General features: G+C 62.2%; 23 protein-coding genes and 2 pseudogenes. 13 read left to right on the plus strand and 12 right to left on the minus strand.

Translation table 11 applies throughout. The features are described from left to right. Nucleotides 1–91: 91 nt before the first annotated feature. From NKH60_RS19905 to NKH60_RS19915, 3 genes are read right to left on the minus strand one after another with little or no spacing between them, the layout of a single operon-like run. Entirely contained in the window at nucleotides 92–811 is a 720-nt protein-coding gene (locus tag NKH60_RS19905; protein ID WP_352834103.1) for a hypothetical protein, read from the minus strand. Between the two features lie 10 nt (nucleotides 812–821). Further along, nucleotides 822–2,150: a tetratricopeptide repeat protein gene (locus NKH60_RS19910; RefSeq protein WP_352834100.1), complete on the minus strand. Its 1,329-nt coding sequence runs from the start codon at nucleotides 2,148–2,150 to the stop codon at nucleotides 822–824. After that, entirely contained in the window at nucleotides 2,140–2,649 is a 510-nt protein-coding gene (locus NKH60_RS19915; protein WP_352834098.1) for a hypothetical protein, read from the minus strand. The genes NKH60_RS19910 and NKH60_RS19915 overlap by 11 nt, the downstream gene beginning before the upstream one ends. Nucleotides 2,650–2,782: 133 nt before the next feature. Here NKH60_RS19915 and NKH60_RS19920 point away from each other — a divergent pair. The 4 genes and pseudogenes from NKH60_RS19920 to NKH60_RS19935 all read left to right on the plus strand — a co-directional run. After that, nucleotides 2,783–2,980 (plus strand): annotated as a pseudogene (locus tag NKH60_RS19920) (pseudouridine synthase); the annotation flags it as partial. Nucleotides 2,981–3,127: 147 nt separating this feature from the next. After that, complete coding sequence (locus NKH60_RS19925) at nucleotides 3,128–3,475, plus strand: antitoxin Xre/MbcA/ParS toxin-binding domain-containing protein (RefSeq protein ID WP_023680350.1); 348 nt, start codon at nucleotides 3,128–3,130, stop codon at nucleotides 3,473–3,475. Beyond that, on the plus strand, nucleotides 3,476–4,066 hold the full coding sequence (locus tag NKH60_RS19930; protein WP_352873086.1) for an RES family NAD+ phosphorylase: 591 nt from the start codon (nucleotides 3,476–3,478) through the stop codon (nucleotides 4,064–4,066). Between the two features lie 70 nt (nucleotides 4,067–4,136). Then, complete coding sequence (locus NKH60_RS19935; RefSeq protein ID WP_352494411.1) at nucleotides 4,137–4,424, plus strand: hypothetical protein; 288 nt, start codon at nucleotides 4,137–4,139, stop codon at nucleotides 4,422–4,424. A gap of 74 nt (nucleotides 4,425–4,498) precedes the next feature. Here the strand turns inward: NKH60_RS19935 and NKH60_RS19940 are convergent. Further along, nucleotides 4,499–4,625 (minus strand): annotated as a pseudogene (locus NKH60_RS19940) (HAD family hydrolase); the annotation flags it as partial. An 88-nt stretch (nucleotides 4,626–4,713) separates the two neighbouring features. On the opposite strand from NKH60_RS19940, the gene NKH60_RS19945 reads away from it, so the two are divergent. Together NKH60_RS19945 and NKH60_RS19950 are read left to right on the plus strand one after the other, a co-directional pair. Continuing rightward, nucleotides 4,714–6,105, plus strand: a complete 1,392-nt coding sequence (locus NKH60_RS19945) for an NfeD family protein (RefSeq protein WP_352834096.1) — start codon at nucleotides 4,714–4,716, stop codon at nucleotides 6,103–6,105. Continuing rightward, nucleotides 6,102–6,866 carry a slipin family protein gene (locus NKH60_RS19950; protein ID WP_352822324.1) on the plus strand — a complete coding sequence of 255 codons (765 nt, stop codon included), beginning with the start codon at nucleotides 6,102–6,104 and terminating at the stop codon, nucleotides 6,864–6,866. Before NKH60_RS19945 ends, NKH60_RS19950 begins: the two co-directional genes overlap by 4 nt. Nucleotides 6,867–6,991: 125 nt before the next feature. On the opposite strand, the gene NKH60_RS19955 is transcribed toward NKH60_RS19950, so the two are convergent. Further along, on the minus strand, nucleotides 6,992–7,921 hold the full coding sequence (locus NKH60_RS19955) for a LysR family transcriptional regulator (RefSeq protein WP_352685278.1): 930 nt from the start codon (nucleotides 7,919–7,921) through the stop codon (nucleotides 6,992–6,994). A 105-nt stretch (nucleotides 7,922–8,026) separates the two neighbouring features. Between NKH60_RS19955 and NKH60_RS19960 the strand changes: the two genes are divergently transcribed. Beyond that, entirely contained in the window at nucleotides 8,027–9,037 is a 1,011-nt protein-coding gene (locus tag NKH60_RS19960; RefSeq protein ID WP_352873089.1) for a zinc-dependent alcohol dehydrogenase family protein, read from the plus strand. A 109-nt stretch (nucleotides 9,038–9,146) separates the two neighbouring features. Here the strand turns inward: NKH60_RS19960 and NKH60_RS19965 are convergent, their stop codons facing one another. From NKH60_RS19965 to NKH60_RS19975, 3 genes are read right to left on the minus strand one after another with little or no spacing between them, the layout of a single operon-like run. After that, a complete protein-coding gene (locus NKH60_RS19965; RefSeq protein WP_352834093.1) occupies nucleotides 9,147–11,468 on the minus strand; it encodes a xanthine dehydrogenase family protein molybdopterin-binding subunit in 2,322 nt (773 codons plus the stop codon). Beyond that, nucleotides 11,465–12,448, minus strand: coding sequence for an FAD binding domain-containing protein (locus tag NKH60_RS19970; RefSeq protein ID WP_352834090.1), 984 nt, complete (start codon nucleotides 12,446–12,448; stop codon nucleotides 11,465–11,467). Before NKH60_RS19970 ends, NKH60_RS19965 begins: the two co-directional genes overlap by 4 nt. Next, nucleotides 12,445–12,930: a (2Fe-2S)-binding protein gene (locus NKH60_RS19975; protein ID WP_352451438.1), complete on the minus strand. Its 486-nt coding sequence runs from the start codon at nucleotides 12,928–12,930 to the stop codon at nucleotides 12,445–12,447. The genes NKH60_RS19970 and NKH60_RS19975 overlap by 4 nt, the downstream gene beginning before the upstream one ends. A 714-nt stretch (nucleotides 12,931–13,644) precedes the next feature. Between NKH60_RS19975 and NKH60_RS19980 the strand changes: the two genes are divergently transcribed. Continuing rightward, nucleotides 13,645–14,277, plus strand: coding sequence for a TetR/AcrR family transcriptional regulator (locus NKH60_RS19980; protein ID WP_023677324.1), 633 nt, complete (start codon nucleotides 13,645–13,647; stop codon nucleotides 14,275–14,277). An 18-nt stretch (nucleotides 14,278–14,295) separates the two neighbouring features. Here NKH60_RS19980 and NKH60_RS19985 read toward each other — a convergent pair whose 3' ends face one another. Continuing rightward, nucleotides 14,296–14,736: a lipid-binding SYLF domain-containing protein gene (locus NKH60_RS19985; protein ID WP_352451439.1), complete on the minus strand. Its 441-nt coding sequence runs from the start codon at nucleotides 14,734–14,736 to the stop codon at nucleotides 14,296–14,298. Nucleotides 14,737–15,001: 265 nt separating this feature from the next. On the opposite strand from NKH60_RS19985, the gene NKH60_RS19990 reads away from it, so the two are divergent. Continuing rightward, a complete protein-coding gene (locus NKH60_RS19990) occupies nucleotides 15,002–15,943 on the plus strand; it encodes a hypothetical protein (protein WP_352873093.1) in 942 nt (313 codons plus the stop codon). Between the two features lie 47 nt (nucleotides 15,944–15,990). Here the strand turns inward: NKH60_RS19990 and NKH60_RS19995 are convergent, their stop codons facing one another. The 3 genes from NKH60_RS19995 to NKH60_RS20005 all read right to left on the minus strand — a co-directional run bounded on the left by NKH60_RS19995 (nucleotide 15,991) and on the right by NKH60_RS20005 (nucleotide 19,688). Then, nucleotides 15,991–16,311: a hypothetical protein gene (locus NKH60_RS19995; RefSeq protein WP_352501252.1), complete on the minus strand. Its 321-nt coding sequence runs from the start codon at nucleotides 16,309–16,311 to the stop codon at nucleotides 15,991–15,993. A gap of 255 nt (nucleotides 16,312–16,566) precedes the next feature. Then, nucleotides 16,567–18,069: a serine hydrolase gene (locus NKH60_RS20000; RefSeq protein ID WP_352834184.1), complete on the minus strand. Its 1,503-nt coding sequence runs from the start codon at nucleotides 18,067–18,069 to the stop codon at nucleotides 16,567–16,569. A 185-nt stretch (nucleotides 18,070–18,254) separates the two neighbouring features. Further along, on the minus strand, nucleotides 18,255–19,688 hold the full coding sequence (locus tag NKH60_RS20005; protein ID WP_352873095.1) for a coiled-coil domain-containing protein: 1,434 nt from the start codon (nucleotides 19,686–19,688) through the stop codon (nucleotides 18,255–18,257). 469 nt (nucleotides 19,689–20,157) lie between these two features. Between NKH60_RS20005 and NKH60_RS20010 the strand changes: the two genes are divergently transcribed. From NKH60_RS20010 to NKH60_RS20025, 4 genes are read left to right on the plus strand one after another with little or no spacing between them, the layout of a single operon-like run. Then, a complete protein-coding gene (locus tag NKH60_RS20010) occupies nucleotides 20,158–20,898 on the plus strand; it encodes an ATP-binding cassette domain-containing protein (protein WP_254819718.1) in 741 nt (246 codons plus the stop codon). 55 nt (nucleotides 20,899–20,953) lie between these two features. Continuing rightward, nucleotides 20,954–22,015, plus strand: coding sequence for an ABC transporter permease (locus NKH60_RS20015; RefSeq protein WP_352489990.1), 1,062 nt, complete (start codon nucleotides 20,954–20,956; stop codon nucleotides 22,013–22,015). Nucleotides 22,016–22,068: 53 nt separating this feature from the next. Next, on the plus strand, nucleotides 22,069–23,073 hold the full coding sequence (locus tag NKH60_RS20020; protein WP_352489989.1) for a sugar-binding protein: 1,005 nt from the start codon (nucleotides 22,069–22,071) through the stop codon (nucleotides 23,071–23,073). A 47-nt stretch (nucleotides 23,074–23,120) separates the two neighbouring features. Then, on the plus strand, nucleotides 23,121–23,870 hold the full coding sequence (locus tag NKH60_RS20025; protein ID WP_352489988.1) for a glucose 1-dehydrogenase: 750 nt from the start codon (nucleotides 23,121–23,123) through the stop codon (nucleotides 23,868–23,870). Nucleotides 23,871–23,919: the final 49 nt, after the last annotated feature.

Consider the following 23,919-nt stretch of genomic DNA (forward strand, 5'->3'; position numbering starts at 1 on the left):
GCGCGCGCGGACAAGGGTCGCTTTCGACTCCTGGCGGATATTCCTAACTGACCGCTCACACCGGTTCGACCGATATCAATCTCTGTCGGTATTACATTCCGTCAGCACACAACAGATCGCAGCCGGCGACATTGATTTCCTGCATAAATATCTTGAGCGATTCTTGGGCAGGCATGGGAAGCTGGCCAACCGACGGAACAAACAAATCGATCAGAGCCCGGCGATGGTCTGGAGAGATGCTCTGCGCGAGATAGGGACCATCTGCTCTCAGCGATTCAACAAGAACTATCTTGTTTCCCTCCTTCAGAGCCGGGTCAGCCAGAAAGATTGAGGCGCCACGAAACATTTTCTCTATGCCTCCTCGAGCTTTGGCTCCGTTGGCGCGCAACATTTCGGCAGCGTTAGGTTGGTGCGCTAGGAAATCATTGAAAGCTATCTGCGAAGCGGCAGCAGCCCGAATCAAAAGCGCGAATGTCTGCGTAGCTTCATCCTGCAGAGGCAATGGGCTATTTTGGCTATAGAGCGCGAGTAGCGACCCACTTCTGTCCATTACGAAAGACAGTGCTTCCAGGTCGCCCTCATCGTATGGCGGCGAACCTATCAAAGCCTCGCCGTCCCAAATCTTGTGCAGTAGATCCCAGTCCGTTGGATCTTCAAGATTTGGCAATTTGCCTTCAATCCGGCGCTGCTGCAAAAGTTCATCGAACTTGGCGAACAAATCCTTCGCATAAGCCGGGCCTGTTGGCGGAACATGGGCGTGCGCCCATGTGGCAAATAGGATTGCAAAAATCGAGCACGCCGAACGTTTCACGGCCGTTCCTTTACTTGACTACCTTCAGAGGGCGACGGCGTTGTGCAATCAAGGCCAGGCGATAGTCGATATTGTCGATCGGAGCGCCACGCTCCTTTGCTTCGAGCAGAAATTTGCGAGCCTCCTCGAACCTCAGCAAGCGCTTCTCATACAGAACCGCCAACGCCAACCGATGGCACCAGTCTGCTGGCTCCATTTCAATTGCGTGCAACAAGGCCTTTTCTGACTCGTCGTACCGGTCTGTCAATTCGCGAAGAAAAATACCGTATTGATTATAGGTCCAAGCTGAAACACCCGAGAGTCCGAACACCTTGTCGAACACCTTTTGAGCCTCTATGGGCGCGTCTGTTTCGAACGCCATCAGAGCGGCCAAATTCTCCCACACCTTAACATAGTCCGGCTTGAGTTTGATCGCGCGCTGATACGCCGTTTTGGCGTCGGCGAAACGGGCCAGATGATGATGATAAACAAAGCCGAGATTGAACCACGACCATGCGTGCTCCGGATCGATTTCAACGCACCGCAGCGCAAGTTTCTCAGCTTCATGGTAGCGGGCGAACCGGCGACGGAGCAGTCCCGACAATTTCCCTGTCGCCCAGCGGTAGCGTGGATCGATTTCTATTGCCCGGCGATAGGCCTTTTCAGCCGACAAATAGTTGCCGATTTCATCGAGCATTAGCCCAAACGATGCCCAGGCGAGGCAGGCATCTTCTGTGGTTGCATCGAGGCGGCATTGCTTGAATGACTGATAGCTGGATTCCGCTATCTCGCGCGCCGAGTTACCAATGCGATGCGTGTCGGCGACGCAATCCCAGATGATCGCGTTGCGCGGGTGCGCGGCTATTCCCCGTTGCAAGGCGGCCAAAGCCAGCTGCGGCGTTTCCATTTTGTCGCGCAGGAACAAGGCAAGCAGGATATAGTCCCGCCCGGTGTGCACCTCGCCCTCTGCGCGCGTAACGTTCTCGGCACATAAGTCAGGGAGATTGAGCTTCTTGAACTGCTGAGCGAAGAAAAGGCTCGTCTGCGCGCTACGGTGCGTATCGATTTTCCACCGCTCGTAGAAGGCATGGACGCTCGCTTCGCTCAAAGCCATAGTCGGCCCTTCGGCAACTCCGCAAAACCAGACAAAATTGTCGACAAATCGCCAAAGCTGTTCCCTGTCGGATACAGCATCAATTGCCCGCAAGAGAACCGACACCGCGGTGTCCAGGCTGCTTTCCTCGGCCTCCAGTTCGACAAGCCCTGTCCAGGGATCGAGGTTAGCGGGATCACGCTCTATCTTCGCAACCAACGTCTCGCGCGATTCAAATTGAAATGTAAGGGGTTCATCAGTTGTCATTGTCGGCAGAAGCCTTGGCTTTGCCGCACTGGGCCAGCACCTTGCCGATGGCGGCGGATGAGCCGGCAAGCGGAAAGCTGTTCTCGCCATATTTGCCCGAGGCGACCGTGACCTCGCCCTTGGAGCGCAGCAGGGCCAACAGCGGGTCGGTGCTGCTCAATTCCACGGTGAAGGTGTTGTACATTTCTTCGAGTTGAAGCGTCTTGGTCACCGCCTTGCCGCCGGCCTTGAACGCGAACGAAGCGATGCCGGGTTCCAGTTGCGGACCGCTGTCGCCCAAATCATAGCTCAGCGTCGGCTTGCCGAAACAGGCCAGCGTCAGCTGGGCGCCGCCATTCGATCCGCCGCAGACCGACGCCATCAGCACTTTGCCGCCCTCCTCTTCCTCCAGTTTCGCCGTCCAGCCGCACGGCGCGGCAAACGCCGGCTGCGCCGCTTGCAGGACGACCTGAGCGGCGACGCAACCCGCCACGACGAATTTCGCCAATCCGCTTCGCATGATCTTCCCTTCCCAAGTCATCGAACCATCGTCGGCCACGTGGCATCAGGACTATACAAAACAAATTGTCCCGTGGCATTACCGGCGACAGGGCGCTGTAGCAATTCAGGCGATTGATTTTCGATCGAGTGGAAGCGGCACCAGCACCGCCTGGCTGGAGATCGTGCTCGACGAGGGCCGCAACCGCCACATCCGCCGGCTGCTTGGCGCCTACGATATCGAGGTGCTGCGCCTGGTGCGGGTGGCGATCGGCCAATTGCAGCTCGGCGAGCTTGCCAAAGGCAAAGCACGCCATCTGAGCGCGGAAGAGCTGGCGCTACTTCAGGCCTGAAGTGCTGGCTCCAGGGGGCCTTCGCACCGAACGGGTGATTGACATTAACATTCCTGTTTCATATTTTCCTTTTATGAAACCGAAATGCGACAGCGCAATTGAAGGGCTGGTCCGACGCGAAGTGGCTCGGCAGCCGGAGAGAAAAGCATGAGCACGGCGTTGCGGGCGGTCCCCAGGTTCCTGGACGAATTGGGTACGTTTGGCGGCCTCAAGGGAACCGATATTGCAAACATCACCGACGTGTCCAAGGCCACGGTTTCGAGGTGGAAGGCCGGCGACATCAAGCCCCAGCCGCGCAGCGAGCTCATTCTATCGGACCTGCACTATATCGTCGGCCGTCTGCAGGAGTTCTACGAGCCAAGTGATATCCGCACCTGGCTTTACGCTCGCCACCCGCAATTGAACGGTGAAAGGGCGATAGATCTCATTCACGACGACCGTGCTCTCGACGTGCTCAAAGTCATCGATCGGCTTGAGAACGAGGTCTTTCTCTAGTTGGCGATCGCCGGGCGGAAACGACGCGATAGCCGGCTCATCGACGCTATCGAGGCAACAGTTCCGGTCGAATACTCCGGGACGGTTTGGCGTGTGGTGCGCCAGGGCCGCAGCCCGATCCAGTGCTCGAGCTCCGGTGGCCGTTGGGACGATGGAACGTTCGACGTGCTCTACACTTCGCAAGAGCGCGAAGGTGCCTTGAGCGAGATGAGATTCCACCTGACGCGGGGGCAGCCAGTGGTCCCTTCGCGCGTCAGATACAATCTCTTCGAGATCGATCTTGCTTTGGACCGGACGCTCAGACTGCTCGACCTGGCGGCCTTGCAGACCCTTGGCCTCGACACCGCGCGCTACGGGCAGCTTTCGTATCAGGAAAAGCACGCCGAATATCCGAGGTCGCAAGACATCGGCGAGGCCGCGCATTTCCTCGATTATGACGGTCTGATCGTGCCCAGCGCGCGATATGACTGCCTGAACGTCGTCGCGTTTTGTGATCGGCTGCCGGCCGGAGCGATGACGATCAGAACCGACCACGGGGAAATTGCCTGGGCTAGCGGCGGCCCCGCTGCCGTCCATCCCCCGCACGGGTGATGTGGCCAGCGGAAGTGGCGCGCTAACATTGCCTCCAAGTGTAGAGGGTCTAACGCGCAAGGGAGGATCCATGCGTATGCTCCGACTGATACCGACGCTGCTGGCGCTGCTGGCCGTCATGCCATTGAACGCTGAAGCGACCACGAAGAAGTACCCTAAGGGCCACGGCACAAATTGCGCCGAGAAGGACCAGGCGTGCCAGAAGAAATGCCAGGCTGTGCCGATCGACTACAACAGCGTCAAATCCATCCAGGGGCGCAACGAATGTCTGAATAATTGCACCATCGGCTACGATCAGTGTCTCGGGGCACCCGCCCGTATCCAGGAACAGACAATCCAGGAGGACGCCGCGCAATAGAAGCCCGCCAGAGATGGCTCCAATGCGCAAAACATAGGTGTGATCGAATGACGGCGACAGCCCGCCGGTCGCCTTCATGTGCGGCCGCCGACTTCGTCGACATGGCGCAGCATGTCGTCGGGATCTTCATAGACGCGGAACGTGCCCGATTGGCGGAGCTTCTACGGTGCCGTAGCCGCCGCTGAGCAGGCCGACATCCAGCAGGACCGTGCGATGCGTCACCCGCCGCGCGCCGCGTCATGGATTTCGGCAAAATCCAGCCCATATTCCTAGATGTGGAGCTTTGAGCGTGAAACTCGCGCGTGCGGTCCTGCTTGCCGCGGCTTTCGTGGCTGTTGCGGCCGTTTGTCCCTCTTCAGCAACCGGAGAGGCGGACGGCCGGGAGAAAATTGTGTTGCGCGTCGAGATAGACGGCGCCATCGGTCCGGCGAGTGCCAGGCAGCTCGAGGAAGCGCTGGCGGTGGCCGCGGACCGAAATGCCCAGGCTCTCATCCTGCAGATGGATACGCCCGGCGGGCTGGTCACCAGCATGCGCGAGATGATCGCCGGCATTCTCGCCTCGCCGGTTCCCGTCATCGGCTATGTCGCGCCGGCCGGCGGGCATGCGGCGAGCGCCGGAACCTACATCCTCTACGCCGCCCATCTGGCGGCGATGGCGCCCGGCACCAATCTGGGCGCGGCAACGCCGATCGAGATGGGCGGGCCGCTGCCATCGTTTCCCGGCGGCAAGAACGATGGCCCGGAGGCGGACAAGGACAAGAAGAACGCACCCGCGGGCGATGCGATGATCGCCAAGGCGACGAACGACGCCGTTGCCCTGATCCGCAGCCTGGCTGAATTGCGCGGGCGCAATGCCGAATGGGGAGAAAAGGCCGTGCGCGAGGCGGCCAGCCTGTCGGCCGGCGCGGCGCTGCAGCAGCATGTCATCGACTTCGTCGCCCGCGACACCACCGAACTGCTTCAACTGGCCGACGGCCGGACCGTCGAGATCGCCGGCAAAAAAGAGGCATTGGCGACGAAGGGGCTGCCGGTCGAAACGCTCGGGCCAGGCTGGCTCATCCGGCTTCTCGCCGTCATCACGGACCCGAATATTGCCGTCATCCTGATGCTGGTCGGCGTCTATGGCCTCGTCTTCGAATTCACGAGCCCGGGCGCGGTCGCGCCCGGCGTGATCGGCACGATTTGCCTTCTGCTCGGGCTCTATGCGCTCAATCTCTTGCCGATCAGCTATGCCGGCCTTGCCTTGATGCTGCTTGGCATCATCTTCCTGGTCGTCGAAGCCTTGAACCCGACTGTGGTCCTTGGGCTGGGAGGCGTGGCTGCGTTTCTGCTGGGCGCAGCCATGCTGCTCAGGATCGAGGGGCCCGGCTTCGAGATGTCGTGGGCCGTTATCGGCACCGCCGCCGTCCTGACGCTCGGCCTGGCGCTGTTGACCGGCAGCTATCTGTGGGCGGCCCGCAAGAACGTTCCGCGTGTTGGCGCACAGGCCATGCAAGGGCTGCCGGCGGAGGTCCTCGACTGGCAGGGCAGCGAGGGCCACGTGCTCGCCCGGGGCGAGCGCTGGCGGGCAAAAGCCGACGAACCGCTTGCAGTGGGCGACAGCGTCGAGGTGGCCGATGTCAGGGATCTCGTGCTGACGATACGGCGCCGCAATGTGAGAAGCGATGGAGCAAGGCAATGATCATCGGTTATGTGGCCTATCTGGCAGCAGCGCTCGTCGTGGTCATGTTCCTGTCCGCGGCCATTCGCATCCTGCGGGAATATGAGCGCGGCGTGGTCTTCACGCTCGGCCGCTTCACCGGAGTCAAGGGCCCCGGCCTTATCATCCTCATCCCTTTCGTGCAGCAGATGGTGAAGGTCGACCTGCGAGTGGTGGTCCAGGACGTCCCGCCGCAGGACGTGATCTCGCGCGACAACGTCTCGGTGAAGGTCAACGCGGTGCTGTATTTTCGTATCGTCGACGCCGAGCGGGCGGTGATCCAGGTTGAAGACTTCATGACCGCCACCAACCAGCTGGCACAGACCACGTTGCGCTCGGTGCTCGGCAAGCATGAGCTCGACGAAATGCTGGCCGAACGTGACAAGCTCAACAGCGATATCCAGGAGATTCTCGACCAGCGCACCGATGCCTGGGGCATCAAGGTCTCCGATGTCGAGATCAAGCATGTCGACCTCAACGAGAACATGGTCCGCGCCATCGCCAAGCAGGCCGAGGCGGAACGGCTGCGGCGTGCGAAAGTGATCAATGCCGACGGCGAACAGCAGGCGGCGGCAAAGCTCGTCGAGGCCGGCAAGATGCTGGCCGAAGCACCGCAGGCCATGCAGCTACGCTATTTCGAGGCTCTCCATGACATCGCCGGTGAGCGCTCGTCGACGGTCGTGTTTCCGGTGCCGATGGATCTGCTCGGTCATTTCATCAAGCAGGGTGGTGGAGGCGGCTGAGCGCGTAATCTTCCCCCTCGAGGGGGAGATGGCTGCGAAGCGGCCAGAGGAGGTCGTCTCACATAGATCGCCGACGCCTTCCCTACGAGAGACGGCGCTGACGCTCCACGCGCCGCGACCCACCCTCACCTCCGCCACGGCGGGACCGGCGCAAAGCGTTTGCCGATCCAGTCGGCGAAGGCACGTGTCTTGGCGGCTTGCCCCTTGGCCGAAGGCATGACGACATAGACGGCGCCCTCGTCGGCAAGCGTCCAGTCCTCCAGCACTGGCACCAGACGGCCGTCGGCGAGCTCGCGTCCGACCAGCCAATCCGTGCTCATCATCAGTCCGACGCCTTGCACGGCGGCTTCGACCAGCACCTCGGCGTCGTCGGTGACCAGCGGCCCGGAGACCTCGATACTGATGCGGCGACCCGAACTGTCGGTCATCTCCCAGGCCGGAAAGGTCTGGAAACCCGAGAAGCCCAGGCAGCTGTGTTCCAGCAGCGCCTCCGGCGCAGTCGGCGTGCCCCGGCGGGCGAGGTAGGACGGCGCGGCGCACAGCAGCCGCCGCCGTGTAGCGACCTTGCGCGCCACCAGCCGCGAATCCTCCAGCGCGCCGAGACGCACGGCGACATCGAAATTCTCGGCGACGAGATCGACGAAGCGGTTGGAGAACTCGGCCTCGATACGAACGTCGGGAAATTCGGCGAGAAACTGGGGCAGCAGCGGGCCGATCCACATGCGCCCGAACGAGCCGGGCAGCGCCAGCCGCAGCACGCCGCGCGGCCCGCCGCCGGCATGCGCCGACGCGACAGCCTCGGCCTCGTCGACCGCAGCCAGGATGGCGCGGACCCGGATGAGAAATTCCGAACCCGCCTCGGTCAGCGACACGCTTCGTGTCGTCCGGTGCAGCAGGCGCACGCCCAACCGCTCTTCCAGCGAGGCAAGGCGCCGCGACAGGATCGTCGCGTCGCGGCCGATGCGAGCAGCCGCCCTGGTGAAGGAGCGTGCTTCAGCGATTGCCGCGAAGGCGGCCATTTCGACCAATGCTGCCGGTTCGTGCGATTGCTGCATCAGGTGCAGAGCTCAAATGTAAAAGCCAAGGATTATATACCAATAGCGCAGCAGCTAGTTTCACTCAATCCCGGCCCGTCAATCGGCCATCAACCGGAGTGAGACATGAAAGCGATCGAACTGACTGCCCCGAGACTGGACGCGTTTCGCGCGGCCACCGTTCCCACGCCTGAACCGCAACGCGGCGAAGTGCTGATCCGCCTGCGCGCCGCAAGCCTCAATCTTGTCGATGTCGCGATAGCGAGCGGCAACTATCCAGGTCCGAGCTTTCCGCTCATTCCCGTCGTCGACGGCGCCGGCGAGATCGTCGGCATCGGCGAGGGCGTGTCGAGGCTCGCCATCAACGACCGCGTCATCGCCCATGCAAAACCGCGCTGGATCGGCGGCCGTCCGCGGCCTTATGAGACCAGAGAGATGCGCGGGCTGACACTGCCCGGCTCGCTCGCCGAATATGTCGCGCTGCCGGCCAATGCCGTCGTGCCGATGCCGGCGCATCTGTCCTTCGAAGCGGCAGCGACGCTGCCGATCGCCGGCACCACCGCGTGGAATGCGCTTCGCGCCGCCGATGCCGGGCCGGGGTCGGTCGTCGTCCTGCTCGGTACCGGCGGTGTCTCGATCCTGACCCTGCAGCTGGCCAAGGCAGCCGGCGCCACGGTCATCATCACCTCGTCGTCTGACGAAAAGCTGGCCCGCGCCAAGGCCTTGGGTGCGGATCATCTCATAAATTATCGTGAGACGCCGGACTGGGACGCCAAGGTGCTCGAGTTGACCGACGGCCTCGGCGCCGATCTGATCGTCGAAACCGGCGGCTCGGCCACCTTCGCCCGCTCCATCAATGCCGCGGCGCCCGGCGGCACGGTGTTCGCCATCGGCTTCGTCACCGGCGCCGAGGCCACCACGAACCTGCTGCCGATCATCATCAAGGCACTCAAGGTTGTGGGCAACAACACCGGTTCGGTATCCGATCTGTGCGACGCGGCGCGCGCCATCGGCGCCGCCCGTATCGATCCGGTCATCGACACTGTCTACAGCCAGCACCAGGCGACCGAGGCCTACGCCCACATGGCAGCCGGCGGCCGGCATTTCGGCAAGCTCGCGTTCAGTCTGTCGTGGTGAGCCTGAAAAAGGCAGAGCGTTGAAGCTGCCGATCTCCCCTCTCGTGGGGAGATCGGTCGTCACCTCGGCTTTTGACAATCGCCAATGCGCCGACAGTCCCAACCTCCGCCTAAATCAGCTTCTCCAGCGTGATCGGCAGGTCCCGCACCCTTTTCCCGGTGGCGTGGAATACCGCGTTGGCGATCGCCGGCGCCACGCCGACAATGCCCAGCTCGCCGACCCCCTTGCCGCCAAGCGCCGAGGAATGCGGATCGGGAATACCGACCGAGATCACCTCGATGTCGGGAATGTCGGCATTGGTGGCGATGAGATAGTCGGCGAAATTGTCGTTGACGATGCGCCCATGCCGGCGGTCGACGATGCCCTCCTCGAGCAGCGCCTGGCCGATGCCCATGATGATGCCGCCCTTCCATTGGCTTTCGGCGAGCTTGGGATTGTAGAGCCGGCCCGAATCCAGCGCCGACACCACGCGGGAGACGCGAACCGTGCCAAAGTCCTCGTCGACACGGACTTCGATGAAATGCGCGCACCAGCTGTGGCGGGAATAGTCGCCCTCGGTGTGTGGCAGCGCCATGGCTATGGTGGTGTAGTTCTTGTAGCGGTCCTCGACCGTCGAATTGGCCGGCATGGTGTCGCCCTTCGCCTCGATATGCTCGCGCCCGACGCTCCTGAGCAGTTCGGCGATGGAAACTTCAGGGCCGTTGCCGCGCGGCGAGGCGATGCGGCCATTGGCGACGACGAGCGTGTTGGCCTGCAGCGCATGGAACGGCGAAGCCGGATCGCTGATGGCGAGCCCGATCAGCTGGTCGAGCGCGGCACTCGCCGCCTTGTGGACGGCGCCGGTCATCACCCCGGCCAGCCGCGAACCGCCGGTGACGCCGGCACGGGCATAGCGGGAATCGCCAAGCTTGACGACGACGTTTTCCGCCGGCACGCCCACCACCTCGGCGGCGGTCTGCGCCAGGATCGTGTAGGTGCCCTGCCCCATGTCGATCGATGAGCTTTCGACCTCGACCGAGCCGTCGGCGAGAATGCGCACGACCGCCTCGCCATAGGCGCGCCGCACCGGATAGGTGCCTGCCGCGACACCCCAGCCGATCAGCTGGTTGCCGTCGCGCATCGAACGCGGCCGGGGGTTCCGCTTCGACCAGCCAAAGGCTTCGGCGCCGGCCGCGAAGGCCTCACGCAGCTGCCGTGTCGACCACGGCTTCTTCGCATGCGGATCCTGCTCGGCATAATTCCTGAGCCGGATTTCCAGCGGATCGATACCGACCTCATAGGCGAGCTCGTCGATGGCGCTTTCGATGCCGAAGGCGCTCGGGTTCTCGCCCGGCGCGCGCAATGCCCCCGGCACCACCGTGTTGACGCGCACGACGTTCTGCCGCGACGAGAAATTCGGCGTCGCGTACATGACCGAGGTGACCGAGCCGAGCGGCTCGACCCACATGCCGTCGACCGAGGTCTCGTTGACGCCGCGATGCACGATCGACTGGATCTGGCCCTCCGCGTTGGCGCCGAGCGCCACGGTCTGGCGCGTCGCCGCCCGTCCGCCATAGGCGGTGAAGGTCTGCGGCCTGGTGACCGCCAGCTTCACCGGCCGTCCCAGCATTTTCGCGGCGACTGCCGCTACAGCGCCGTAGCCATAGGCAAACGCCTTGGAGCCGAAGCCGCCGCCAATATAAGGCGAGACCAGTCGTACATTCTCGAACGGCACGCCGAACCATTCGGCATAGGTCCGCGCCATGCCGTCGAGCCATTGGCTCGGCTCCCAGACCGTCAGCTGGTCGCCCTGCCACTTTGCGATCAGGCCATGCGGCTCCATCGGCGCCTGGTATTCGCGCGGCGTGTTGTAGGCGTTGCAGATCCTGACCGGAGCCGAGGCGAACGCTGTCTCCGCCTCGCCCCATTCCTTGGTCATCGCATCGACGGGGATGCCGTCGCCGGCCTTTGGATCGCTGAGGTCGACGATCGCCGGCGCCTCGTCATAGGCGATCTTGACCAGCGCCGCGGCGGCGACCGCCTGCTCGAAACTCTCGGCCACCACCGCCGCGACATGCTGGCCGCTGAAGGTGATGTCGCGCGCCAGCGGGCAATAAGCGACGTCCGGCGGCGGCGTGCCCAGCCAGTCCGTTGCGGTTCTCAGCGGCAGGATATTGTCGGGCGTCAGCACCAGCAGCACGCCGGGCGACGCCTTGGCCGCGGCCGTGTCGATCGAACGCACCCGGCCGGCGGCAATGGTGCTCTCGACCAGCACCGCATGGGTAAGCCCCTCGAGCTGCTGCTCGACGGCGTATTTGGCGGCACCGGTGATCTTGGCCGGGCCGTCGACGCGCGACAGCCGGCCGCCGACCTGGTCGGCGAGGACGGCACCGTCCGAAGCGTCGCCGCGTTTGGCATCGCCGGGTCTTGTTCTCAACTCGTGAACGGTCATGCCGTTTCTCCCATTTTGAGGATGGCGCGGGCGACGACGCGCGGCGCCAGTTCGATCTTGTAGTGGTTGGCGCCATGGTCGACGGCGCCCTCGACGGCGAGCAGGCTGGCTTGCCTGACGACCTCCGGCTCGAGCACTTTGCCTTTCAGCGCCTCTTCGACGGCAAGGGCGCGCCATGGCTTGGTGGCGACGCCGCCAAGCGCGACGCGCAGATCGCGGATCGTCCTTCCGTCGGCCTCGAATTCGATGCCGACCGCGGCACTTGCCGCGGCGAATTCATAGGACTGGCGGTCGCGGACCTTGAGATAGGTCGAGCGGCGGGCGGCCGCCGAAGCGGGAATGCCGATCGCGGTGATCATCTCGCCGGGCTCGATCGCATGTTCCCTTTCGGGTGTGCTGCCCGGCAACAGGAAAAAATCATCGACGGCGATCTGACGGTCGCCGAGATGGACGATCGCGTCGAAGGCGACGAGTGCAACCGCCAGGTCGCCGGGATAGGTGGCGACGCAGGCCTCGCTGGTGCCGAGCACGGCATGGCCGCGGGTGACCCCGCCAATCGCCGAGCAGCCGCTGCCGGGCGAGCGCTTGTTGCAGGCGGGGAAATTTGCCGGATCGCGGAAATAGGGGCAGCGTGTACGCTGCATCAGATTGCCGCCGATCGTCGCCATGTTGCGCAGCTGCGCCGATGCCGCCTGCCACAATGCTTCCGAGACTGCGGGGAACCGGCTCTTGATATCGGCATGGTCGGCGACGCGGCTCATCCTGGCCAGCGCGCCGATCGTGGCGCCCCGGTCATCAACGGCAATCGTGTCCAGTCCTTTGAGATGGGTGATATCGACCACGGTCTCGGGTTCGGCAACGCCGCATTTCGCGAGATCGACAAGCGTCGTGCCGCCGGCCAGAAGCATGGCGCCGGGAAGTGCTGCTGCCTCACGGGCTGCATCGACGGAGCCGGCGCGGAGATACGAAAAGTCCCTCATGACGCGGCCTCCATGGCCGCCTGGCGCACGGCGGCGACGATATGCGGATAGGCGCCGCAGCGGCAGAGATTGCCGGCCATGTATTCGCGGATCTCCTCATCCGAGCCGGCATGGCCTTCGCGAATGCAGGCGACCGCCGACATGATCTGGCCCGGCGTGCAATAGCCGCACTGGAAGGCATCCTGTTCGAGGAAGGCGGCCTGCACCGCATGCAGCGTGCCATCCTCCCCGGCAAGCCCTTCGATGGTGGTGATGTCCCTGCTTTCAGCCTGAGTGGCAAGCGTCAGGCAGGCCAGCACGCGCTGGCCGTCGATATGAACGGTGCAGGCGCCGCACTGGCCCTGGTCGCAGCCCTTCTTGGTGCCGGTCAGCCCGAGATGGTCGCGCAAGGCGTCGAGCAGGGTAACGCGCGGTTCGACCTCCAGCTCATGTCGATGTCCGTTGATTCGAAGTTGGATTGGAGTTCGGGTTTTGCTTGTCATGGGGCGTCTGGCTCCAGTTGCTTGACGCGGGAGGGGATGATCTGGTGCCCGGCCGGCGAGCGGCAAGGTCAGCTTATGGCTAGGTGAAGGCTATCTTCCCCTTGGGGGAAGTGCCCGGCAGGGCAGAGGGGGTCGGTTCGACTTGGCGCGAGCTCCGGGGCTGCGACTTGGGAGGTCGAAAGACGTGACATACCCGATCCCGTGATTACATGAGAAAGGCGCTCCACAATCGGAGGCGCCTCCGTTTGTTACCTAAGGGCCTGCTCCGCCCTGTTCAAGCCCCGGATCGAAAATGATCAAAATTGGAGGAAATTGGCAGGGCAGCCGGCCGTCATGTCTGGAGACAAAAAAGCACCACCGGCCCAAGCCGGTGGTGCTCTCTGAACTGTCTGTAGGGGCAGGACAGTCCAATGATCCTGAGGGGATCGTGCTCAACATGGGCTCATTTTTGCCCCACGGCATCGGCCGAACAGATGACGAGTGCCGGCCGCGAGGAAATATCCTCCGTCGTCATCCACCGGACGTCATCCACGGGCCGTGCACCGGAGGCGGGCAAGATGCCTCGCCTGCCGGAACGCCGGCCCAGATTCGATCCTGTGATTATGTTTACTTGCGATTATATTTGCCGGAGACGTAACGAAGGTGGAAGCGTCTGCGTTCTTGAAACGGGGCCTGCCTATCCGGGTATGCTTCGGATCAGCACTGGAGAAAAAATTGGCCGCGGAGCCGCCCGTCATTTCTGGAGACAAAACCGAAGCCGCCGTTGCAAAGCCGCTGCGCGCCGACGCGCAGCGCAACCGCGATGCTCTGGTCGAGGTCGCGGCAAAAGCCTTTGCCGCGCAAGGCGTCGATGCCTCGCTGGAGGAGATTGCGCGCCAGGCCGGCGTCGGCATCGGCACGCTCTACCGGCATTTCCCAACCCGCGAGCACCTGGTCGAGGTGGTTTATCGGCGCGAAGTGGAAGGACTGTGCCAGGCGGCCGACGAACTCGCCCGCGATCATGCGCCCGACATGGCGCTCGAACAATGGATGCAGCGCTTCGTCGACTACATCGCCACCAAGCGCGGGCTGTCGACAAGCCTGCGCATCCTGCTCACGACCAACTCAACCCTGTTCTCCGACGTTTCCGGCAGGGTGACGCTCGCCTTGCGGCGGCTGATCGATGCTGCGGTCGCCGACGGCTCGATCCGCGGCGATGTCGATGCCTCCGACGTGCTGCATGCGCTGGGCGGCATCTATTCGGCCCCGGACACCAAGGACTGGCGCGACCGCTCGCGCCGATTGGTGTCGCTGCTGATGGATGGGTTGCGGTTTGGAGCGGCCAAATCCGGCCCATCCAAGGAATAACGAATGCAGTGACTGTCCTTATTTCAGCGAGATGCTCATACCGCTGAGATCGGCATTGACTTGCAGGCCTACCTGCCTGCCCGTGAGTTCGAGTTGGGCACCCTTGTCATTGGTCATGACGATCACCTGGGCTCCTTTGCCGAGCGCGCCGCCACCGCCCGCTGCACCGTACACCCCCGTCACATCCCGGGCGCGGCGTATGTGGCGCACGGTACCTTTGAAATAGGTCTTGGAGGCGCCGAAGGCGAGGCCGCCCGAGATGCCGCCGACCGAGATGGGATATCGGCGACCATGGAAGGTCAGTGTGCCCTCGCCTCCGGAGCCGCCGATGAAGAAGGCCGCCTTGTAGACGGCGAAGCGGATCGTACCGCTGTCGGCATGCGCGACGCTGGCAAAGCTAACTGCCGCCGCAGCGATGACGGCAACTGCGACTGAACGAAATCTGGACGAAATCTTCATGATGAGAACTCCTCAAGATCGCCGCATGCCCAGCCGGCCGGGCACGTCGGCGTCGTATCAAAGTCATAGCTGAACAGTCTCGCCCGTCATTGGTTCCAAGCACGCGGCCTGAATCCGGCTGCGAGAAGACCGCCACGAAACGAGGCGGATGGCGAGCATAGTCCTGGCTGTAAGAACAGTGGCCGAATGGTGGGGATGATCGTAGGTGTTGAGGCGGAATGGTATTAGTCTGCGCTGTCTGGGGTTTCGGGAGCGCGGCAAAGCAATGGACTTCAACTCACGACATGGCTACCTGCTGATCGGTGGCCTGATCCTGGTCGGCGCCGGGCTCCTGGTCGTTTCGCTGATCGTCAATCTTCGCGTGGCGCACAGTGTGCGTGACGACGTACGCCATCGTGAAAAGCTGCTGGAATATTATCGCAATATCTTTTCGCAGCTGGGCGTGATCCTGATCGGGATTGGCGTGTCCCTGTTCATCTTCTTTTTCCAGCAGAATTATCAGGACCAGCGCAAACGCGAAACGGAGCTCCAGCAGGTTCTCGCCAAACTGGCGGCGCGTGTTGCCCGCGGCAGCGCTGTCGTGGAGGCCCTCGGCGAATTCGACGCGCTGCTGGATGATGGCGGTGCCTATGCCAGTCCGGAACACGGCGGTGACAACGCCGCTGTCAGCGCCCAGGGAACGGGGCTCGCCAAGCAGGTTTCGCAGATCCTTCTGGTCGAGCGCGACGTCGATGTTCACGGGTTCGATATTCTCAATCTGTCACGCGATTTCGAAGCATCGTTCGTTGTCAACGAGCTCAACCCAACGCTATGGTTCAACATCGTCCGGGACGAGAGCGACATCAAATATGCCACTACCCAGATCGCTCTGGATTACAAGGACCTGCAGGATGCAATCGGCGGCGAGCCGATCGAGGTTGCGATCGCCAATCCCGAAAAGGAACGGAAGATCAAGCAGGAGGTGCTCGACGTCTTTTATGATGCCGACCTCCTGCGCCAGCGCAGCAGGCGGTTTCTCGCCCGCGCGTGCTGGCTTTTCAGCACGGGGCGCGGCTTCGTCAAGCTTGCACCGGCCAATGAAATCGAAGCCGATGCCAGATCGCACCAGGAATGGCTCGACCGGTCGAAACCCTTTCTGACGCAGTTGAAGTCAGGAAGCGGCGATTGCTTCAAACTGCTCCAGTTCGGCCCGGCGCCTTTGAGTTGAGAACGAGCCAAACACTCAACGACCAGGTTCGACCCCATTGCGGACGATCAGTCAAGCGCCACAAACGCGTATGACTTCATCAGATCAAGTGTTGTCTCGGCGCGTACAGAAAGGTTGTCTGGCACCTCGATCCGAACGAGTAAAATGTCTGTTCCTTGATCAATTCCGAACAAAGCGGCAATCGGTCGGGGACCATCGAAATGGCACGATGCCCATCGCTGTGGAGATGCATCTGTATCGGTTTCTTTGAGCTCGTCTTCGAGAATCCTACGCAATCCGACATCAAGGGCCTCGCCAGCCATGTGACCGAGTTCATCGATCAGCGGGTTCCAATTAACTAGCCAGACCCAATTCTGCACCCAGGCCACCTGCTGGTCTCCAATTTGGGACGAAAGCCGACTGGTCTCGTTAGTCGGTCTTTGCATGATTTGTCGAATCCGCTATCGGCGATTCCTACCATAATAAGCTTGACTGCTTTTTGACCATCTCGGCTGTTGGCGGCAGCCCGCTGATTGAATTTTGACCTAAAGCGGTTCAGCTTTTGATAGTCGCTGACCCGCTCCAAATATCTGTTTTTACGCAATTATGGACGGAAAGCCGCTCCGGACTTTCCTGGAAGTGCTCTAATCTCCCACGCGTTGCAGCGTGCCGAGATGATTGTCGTCGAGAAATTCGACGGTGATGGCCGACGCCTTGCCGTCGGGGCCGACGGCAAAGCTGACGGCCGAGGGCCTGTCCGGCATCTCGGCATCGGGGAAGGTCACGAAGAGGTCGCGGTCGAAATGCTTCAGCGAATAGGACCGCGCGCCGGCAGGCCCGACCTTGAGGACAAGAGTGTCTCCTTCGCCCGATACAATAGCATCGCCGAAGAAATCGTTGAAGTAACGGCCTGCATAGGCACTAGCCGGCTCGGCTGGACTTGCTGGAGAGGGCGGCGCGGCATAGGTGGCCTTGGCCGCCGCAATCACCGGGCCGAACATGCTCGCATAGATATTATTCCATGCCTTTACCTTATCCTTCCCCAGCGTTCCGTCGAAAACGAGATCGGCGAAGCTGTCGGACAGCCCCTCCGGCACGCCTGTCGGAAAGGCGTTGGCGACGACGACGATGCCAAGCTTCTCCTCGGGGAAGAGCATCACCAGGCTGCGTGCGCCGGTGCTGAAGGCGCCCGCGTGACCCCAGATCAGCCCGTGCCGGCCGAATTCAATATTCCAGCCGAGGCCGTAGAAGGCCTCGCCTCCGGAGACGGGATTCTTGCCGCGAGCCGTCAAGGGAATATGTGTCTGTTCCAGCGCATCGGCGGCAATGAGTCTCTTGCCGGCATAGACCCCGTTGCCGAGCACAAGGCGCATCCATTGCGAGAGGTCGCGTGCGGTGGAGCTGACGCCGCCTGCTGGCGCCTGCGCATCCGGATAGCGCTGGACCTTCGCGATCCAGGCGCCATCGATTTTGGCGTGGAGCTCGGCGCGGTTGGCGTGCTTGATGAAGTCCGAATGACGGGAGCTGGTCGAGGCCATTCCAAGCGGACGGTAGAGCTTCTCTTCGGCGACCTCTTCCCATGATTTACCCGTCGGCTTCGCGGCCGCGACCGCACCCTCGGTCAGTCCGAAATTGCTGTAGGAATAGCCCGCACGAAAGCTCGATGACGGCGACGCGAACCGCAGCCGGCGCAGGATCTCCGCGCGGTCATAGCCGATGTCCTCGAGGTCGTCGCCGGCGGTGCCGGGAAGCCCGCTGCGGTGCGCAAACAGGTCGCGGACCGTGAGTTCGCTGGTCGGATAGGGCTGAGCGAGCCGGAAAGCCGGATCGAGGTCGGCGATCTTGGAATCCCACGAAGCGATCCCGTCGCTGACCAGCGCCGCCACGACGGTGGCGGAGACCGGCTTGGAGAGCGAGGCAATCTGGAAGACCGTGTCAGCATCGACGATCTCCGGTTTTCCGGCTTCGCGATGCCCGAACCCCTTGAGGAAGATCACCTCGTCGCCGTGCACGGCGCCGATGGCCAGACCGGGCACGCTACCATCCGCGACGACGCCTTCGGCAAGCAATTCGAGCTTCGCAATGGCCGCGGCGACCCGGTCGGGCGTAATGGTGTCGGCCGACGCCGCCTTCGGCGAAAGCACCATGATTGCGATGACGGCCAACCTCCAACGGAGGTGGTTCCGGTTTGTGAATAGCCGCACGCTCAGCCCCCTCCGCCTCACCGGCGTGCACTATTGCAGCCTGACGCAGGGGAGGCCAGCCCCAAGGATCGCTTCCATCGACGGATGTTCGCTTCGCACCAGTCGAAATTCAGACAGCCGCGCCTGAGCTACGAAGCAGCGCGCAGGCGAAGGCGCCGCCTGCTGGCGCGGGCCTTCTCCGCCACCGCGGCGGTGATCTCGACCACGCCGTCTTCACGCGGTCTGGCGTTGGTGGCCTTGTGGAGCCGCTCATAGGGCAACAGTTCCTTGACCCGGGCTTGAAGCGACGCGACTTCGGCTCGCAGATCCTCGCATTCCTGCCGCTGGACGTCGAACTGTATCTGTTCGGATGCCTGCTGCAGGGAAAGCTGCGAAAAATTCGCGCTGACCGCGGAAAGGTTCATCTTGTCGTGTTCGCTCTCCTTCGTGAGAGCGGACAATTTTTGCTCGACAATTTGCTTTTCGGCCACCGCGTCGCTCGCTTGAGCCTTGAGCCTGGCGATCTCGGTGACGGCTTCGCTGTTGTGGTTGGAGGCGGCTTCCAGCCGCGATCGAAGGTCCTCGATTTCAGAACGCAAGCCGGTCATCTCCGCGACACTGCGTGCAAGCTCGGCTTCCCTGTCACCGTCCCTGAGGCGGGCCGCTTCCGTTATTTCCGATAGCTTCGTCTGCGCCATATCGAGCGATTTCTGCAGCCGCATTTCCTCTTTCTCGCTCTTGCCAAGCGCGGCCAGCAGTTCGGAAACCTGCGCGGCGTCATTGGCATGGACGGTCGAGAGTTCGTCCAGCCTGTGCCGCGCCTCGGCCTCCCGTTTCAGCGCCTTGTCGAGATCGATCGACAGACTGACATGCTTCTCCCGCAGCATCTCGTTCTCGCGCGAGCGTCTGTTGGCCTCGACCGCTCTGGCCGAGAGCGTTTTGACAAGCTCGCCGAACTCGGCCTCGCGTTTTGCGCTCGCATTGCCTGCGACGACGAGTTCCAGCCTTGCCGCAGCCAGCGCGCCGCGAAGTGCTTCCTTGTCCTCGACCAGGCTCGCCTCGTGCTGCTGCAGGGCCTCGATAGCGCTGGTGCGCTCGCGCTGCTTTCTGGTTGCATCGTGGAGCTGTTCGGACAGCACCCTTTGCTGCGCGGTCAGGCCGGTATTTGCCAGCTCCAATTCGTTGGCGCGAAGAATGTCGCCGTGAAGCAGTTTCAGGAATTCGCCCGTCAGATGATGCGAGGTCGCGATCTCCGACAGTTTCGCATTGATCTCCCCCAGATACTCCTGCGCGTCGTGAAAGAGCCCATCGACCGCATTTAAGGCAGCCAGCCGGGTTTGCGTATGGGGGGACAGCCGTCGTGCGGTCTCGAAGGCGTCCGCATTGGCTTCGAGCTGCGAGCTGTCATCCGTTGTCGCGAGATTCTCATCCGATACCGTCTCATCCGGCACAGTGACGTCGTTCAACGGCGACTGATCGTCCACATTGAGACATTCGCTAAACGCATCCGCCAAATCGGTTTCGAGCTCCTTGAACGCTCTCTCCACTGTCTCGGCACGCTTGATCAAACCTTTGAAATTCATGACCGAATATCCCTCTCGTGCAGCGCCGGCAAGGAGCGGATTTTCAATACTTGACCCTCGCCTCCCCCGAATGCGGGTTCATCTCCTGACGTGCGCTCTGGCCGACGCACGCTAGGGACAGGCTTGGCCACTGTCCTCGTGTGTTTGAATGACGCAAACCGTGTTCTGCCGCGCTCCATACCCGAGGCGTTGGCACCGCTCGCAAAATGCCTGCTCATTTCACCCGAAACGGATATGAAGCGGCGCAAGCCTGAGGATCGCCTGGTGATTGTCTTAAGGACCGGCCGAGCCCTCGGTGTTCTGCAGCAGCTACAAGGTCACGGCCTAAGACGACGCGTGTCACTGCCGGGAGGCCTGACCTAATAAATGCCTGACCTAATAAATGATTGTGTTGAATACGTTTCGCTGATTAGCTGCTGTGCATAGACCAGGGACAAGACCGATAAAATGTTGTCCCGGGAGGACCGCGATGCCGGTGCTTGAGGTTCGCCACGTCTCCAAGAATTTCGGGGCTATCCAGGCCCTGACCGACGTCAGCTTCCAGGTGGAGCGAGGCGAAGTCGTTGGTCTGATGGGGGACAACGGCGCCGGCAAGTCGACGATAGTCAAGACTGTGGCCGGGAATTTTCCTCCGAGCGACGGCGAAATTGTAGTCGAGGGCGAGGTGTGCCACTTCCACCAGCCCGTGCAGGCCCGCGCCAAGGGGATCGAAGTTGTTTATCAGGACCTGGCGCTCGCCGATAATCTGACGGCCGCGCAGAACGTCTTTCTGGGGCGCGAGATCAAGAAGGGCTTCTGGCCGATCAGGATTCTTGACAAGCAGGCGATGATCGATCGCTCGGCAGCGCTGTTCAAGGAACTCAAATCGGAAACCCGGCCGCGCGACCTCGTCAGGAAGATGTCGGGTGGGCAGCGCCAGGCGGTCGCCATCGCGCGGACCCGGCTTTCAAATGCCAAGCTGGTGCTGATGGACGAACCAACGGCCGCCATCTCAGTGCGCCAGGTGGCGGAAGTACTCGAACTGATCCGACGCCTCAAAGCACAAGGAGTCGGCGTCATGCTGATCAGTCACCGAATGCCTGACGTGTTCGCCGTGGCAGATCGCATTATCGTCCTCAGGCGGGGCTCGAAAGTTGCCGACAAGCCAGCCGACAAAACATCGCCCGAGGAAATCACCGGACTGATAACGGGGGCCATCCGTGGCGAATAGTGTTCAGGAGTCAGTTGGCGTTCAGGGCTCAGTCGAAGAACATGGCAGGCCGGCCATGTCGGATTTCGTCCCGACCAAGGAAAAAACAGTTCTCCAACGTGTGATTTCAAGTCAGCCCTTCTGGGTGATGATCGCGCTCATCGCGCTCGTCATGTTGATGACTGCGATGGAGCCGAGCTTCGGCACCTCTGAAAACGTCGCCAATGTGACGCGCAATTTCGCACCTTTCGGCATCATGGCACTTGGCATGACGATCGTCATCATCACCGGCGGTATCGATCTGTCGGTCGGCTCCGTCATGGGTCTCGTGGTCATCGTCGCCGGCCTGTTCCTCACCTGGCATTATCCCTGGTACGTCGCCTTCGCCATGGGCCTTTTCTCCGGTCTGGCCTGTGGCGCGGTCAACGGATTCTTTGTCGCCTATGTCGGGATGCCGTCCTTTGTGGTCACCCTCGGCATGCTGTCCGTCGCGCGCTCGCTGGCGGTCGTATTCTCGGCCAACCAGATGCTCTACCAGTTCGGGCCCGATGCTCCGATTGTGAAGGCAATCGGTCAGTGGAAATGGCCGCGGCATGGTCCGAACGACTGGGCACCGCATTGGATACCAGAACTGTCGTCACAGTTCTGGACCATGGTGATCCTGGCCCTGATTGTCGGCTTCGTATTCAACTTCACAGCCTGGGCCCGGCATCTCTTCGCCATCGGCGGCAATGAGGAGGCGGCACGGCTCACCGGCGTTCCGGTCAACTGGATTAAATTCGAGGCCTATGTCTTCTCGGCTTTCACCGCCGCGCTCGCCTCGCTCCTGCTCCTCGGCTATAACGGTTCGGCTATAAATGCCATGGGCCAGGGCTACGAACTGCGCGTTATCGCCGCGACAGTCATTGGCGGCGCCAGCCTCATGGGCGGCGCCGGCACGGCCTTCGGTGCGATCATCGGTTCGGCCTTCCTCGAGGTGATCAGGAATGCGCTGCTGATGGCCGGCATCGATTCAAACTGGCAGGGTGCCTTCGTCGGCGCCTTCATCGTTCTTGCGGTTCTCTTGGGCATGCAAACGGGCGGCAAATCGATTCTCGCCGCGTCGCTGGCAGTCTTGATGCCCAAAAAACGCCGCTAGAAACCCGCCGGCGGGAGGCTTGCGGGACATCACACCAAGGAGGAGAACGTCACATGAAAAAACATCTGCTGACGGCCGCCGTCGCGCTTGGCGCAATGGTGCTTGCCGTTTCCGGCGCCCAGGCGAAATACACCTTCGCCCTGGTGCCGAAGAACATGAACAATCCTTTCTTCGACCAGGCACGCGACGGCTGCAAGAAAGCCGAGGCCGAATCCAATGGCGCCGTGGAGTGCATGTATATCGGCCCCGGCGAGCATGGCGGCGGCGACGAGCAGGTACAGATCGTACAGGATCTCGTGGCCAAGAAGGTGGACGGCATCGCCGTGTCACCATCGAACGCCGCGGCGATGGCGGTTGCGCTGCAGGCCGCCAAGGAAGCCGGCATCCCGGTCCTCACCTGGGACTCCGATCTCCTGCCCGAAAACAAGGATCTGCGCGTTGCCTATATCGGCACGCACAATTATGAGATCGGCGAGAACCTCGCCAAGCTTGTCATGCAGATCAAGCCCAAAGGCGGCACGATCTGCATCCAGTCCGGCGGCGCCGCGGCGGCCAACCACAACGAGCGCATGCAGGGCATTCGCGATACACTTTCGGGCACCAAATCGGCGGCCTCGCCCGGGGATCGGCTGACGGGCCAGAACGGCTGGACCGAAATCGAAGGCTGTCCGCTCTACACCAACGATGATTTCCCGCTTTCGGTGCAACAGTTCGAGGATATCATGGCGAAAAACCCGAACCTCGACGCATTCGTCCCAACCGGTGGCTTCCCGCAGTTCATCCCCGACGCCAACCGCGCCGCGGTCGCACCGTACAAGGACAAGATCGCCTCGAAAGCCCTGGCCCTTGTCGTTGCCGACACGCTTCCGGTACAGATCGACCAGATGAAGGAAGGTTTCTCCCTTGGCCAGGTCGGTCAGCGGCCGTTCGAGATGGGCTACAAGACGATGATGGCGCTGAAGGACATGAAGGAGGGCAAGGCTCCGCCGGCCGACCCGACCTACACGGGCCTCGATGTCTGCACTCCGGAGACAGCCGACACCTGCGTCGCCAAATAGCGCTTTTGGGCGGGAGGAAACTCCCGCCCTTTTCATAGGGGATCTCAATGCCGGAATTGTTCTCGCTCAAGGGCCGTGTCGCATTGGTCACGGGTGCCTCGCGTGGTCTTGGTTTTGCCATGGCCAAGGCACTTGCCGAAAACGGTGCGACGGTGATCGTCAATGCCCGCGACGTGGCCGCCCTTTCCGTGGCGGCCGAAAGGATCGGTGCAGAAGCCCTGCCGTTCGATGTCACCGACGCGGCGATCTCAAGGGCGTCGCTCGAAGGAATCGTCGAACGCCACGGCCGCCTCGACATTCTGGTCAACAACGCCGGCATCCAGCATCGGAAACCGCTGGTCGAATGGCAGGACGAGGATTTCAACCATGTGGTTGCCGTCAATCTGTCGGCTTGCTTCCGCATGATGCGCGACGCGGTGCGCCTGATGCTGCCAAACAAGTTCGGGCGCATAATAAACACCGGATCGGTCGCAGCGATCCTTGGCCGCCCCACCATTCACGCCTATGTGGCGGCAAAGGCGGGCCTGCACGGGCTGACACGCTCCACTGCCGCTGAGCTGGGCCGTCACGGCATCACCGTCAACGCCATCGCCCCCGGCTATTTCGCCACCGAGCTCAACACCGCACTTATGCACGACGAGGCCTTCACCAAATGGGTCGAGGCACGAACCCCCGCGGGCCGCTGGGCCCAGCCTGAGGAGCTCGGCGGAGCCGTGGTGTTTCTCGCCTCCGACGCTGCCGCTTACGTCAACGGGCACGTGCTGGCGGTTGACGGCGGGCTATCGGTTTCCCTGTGATTTCAACCGGCGACACCGTGCCGGGAGGGCGTGCCTGCTAGCCGCCTGA

It is taken from the genome of Mesorhizobium sp. M1006 (assembly GCF_040318825.1).
Lineage (GTDB): Bacteria > Pseudomonadota > Alphaproteobacteria > Rhizobiales > Rhizobiaceae > Mesorhizobium.

What these genes read in the sequence shown, in the direction of transcription:
- NKH60_RS19915 (WP_352834098.1), bottom strand. Translation starts at nt 2,649, where the DNA reads ATGCGAAGCGGATTGGCGAAATTCGTCGTGGCGGGTTGCGTCGCCGCT.
- NKH60_RS19955 (WP_352685278.1), bottom strand. Translation starts at nt 7,921, where the DNA reads ATGCAGCAATCGCACGAACCGGCAGCATTGGTCGAAATGGCCGCCTTC.
- NKH60_RS19925 (WP_023680350.1), top strand. Translation starts at nt 3,128, where the DNA reads ATGAGCACGGCGTTGCGGGCGGTCCCCAGGTTCCTGGACGAATTGGGT.
- NKH60_RS20000 (WP_352834184.1), bottom strand. Translation starts at nt 18,069, where the DNA reads ATGGTGCTTTCGCCGAAGGCGGCGTCGGCCGACACCATTACGCCCGAC.
- NKH60_RS20010 (WP_254819718.1), top strand. Translation starts at nt 20,158, where the DNA reads ATGCCGGTGCTTGAGGTTCGCCACGTCTCCAAGAATTTCGGGGCTATC.
- NKH60_RS20005 (WP_352873095.1), bottom strand. Translation starts at nt 19,688, where the DNA reads ATGAATTTCAAAGGTTTGATCAAGCGTGCCGAGACAGTGGAGAGAGCG.
- NKH60_RS20025 (WP_352489988.1), top strand. Translation starts at nt 23,121, where the DNA reads ATGCCGGAATTGTTCTCGCTCAAGGGCCGTGTCGCATTGGTCACGGGT.
- NKH60_RS19985 (WP_352451439.1), bottom strand. Translation starts at nt 14,736, where the DNA reads ATGAAGATTTCGTCCAGATTTCGTTCAGTCGCAGTTGCCGTCATCGCT.
- NKH60_RS19960 (WP_352873089.1), top strand. Translation starts at nt 8,027, where the DNA reads ATGAAAGCGATCGAACTGACTGCCCCGAGACTGGACGCGTTTCGCGCG.
- NKH60_RS20015 (WP_352489990.1), top strand. Translation starts at nt 20,954, where the DNA reads ATGTCGGATTTCGTCCCGACCAAGGAAAAAACAGTTCTCCAACGTGTG.
- NKH60_RS19950 (WP_352822324.1), top strand. Translation starts at nt 6,102, where the DNA reads ATGATCATCGGTTATGTGGCCTATCTGGCAGCAGCGCTCGTCGTGGTC.
- NKH60_RS19935 (WP_352494411.1), top strand. Translation starts at nt 4,137, where the DNA reads ATGCGTATGCTCCGACTGATACCGACGCTGCTGGCGCTGCTGGCCGTC.
- NKH60_RS19965 (WP_352834093.1), bottom strand. Translation starts at nt 11,468, where the DNA reads ATGACCGTTCACGAGTTGAGAACAAGACCCGGCGATGCCAAACGCGGC.
- NKH60_RS19975 (WP_352451438.1), bottom strand. Translation starts at nt 12,930, where the DNA reads ATGACAAGCAAAACCCGAACTCCAATCCAACTTCGAATCAACGGACAT.
- NKH60_RS19990 (WP_352873093.1), top strand. Translation starts at nt 15,002, where the DNA reads ATGGACTTCAACTCACGACATGGCTACCTGCTGATCGGTGGCCTGATC.
- NKH60_RS20020 (WP_352489989.1), top strand. Translation starts at nt 22,069, where the DNA reads ATGAAAAAACATCTGCTGACGGCCGCCGTCGCGCTTGGCGCAATGGTG.
- NKH60_RS19970 (WP_352834090.1), bottom strand. Translation starts at nt 12,448, where the DNA reads ATGAGGGACTTTTCGTATCTCCGCGCCGGCTCCGTCGATGCAGCCCGT.
- NKH60_RS19910 (WP_352834100.1), bottom strand. Translation starts at nt 2,150, where the DNA reads ATGACAACTGATGAACCCCTTACATTTCAATTTGAATCGCGCGAGACG.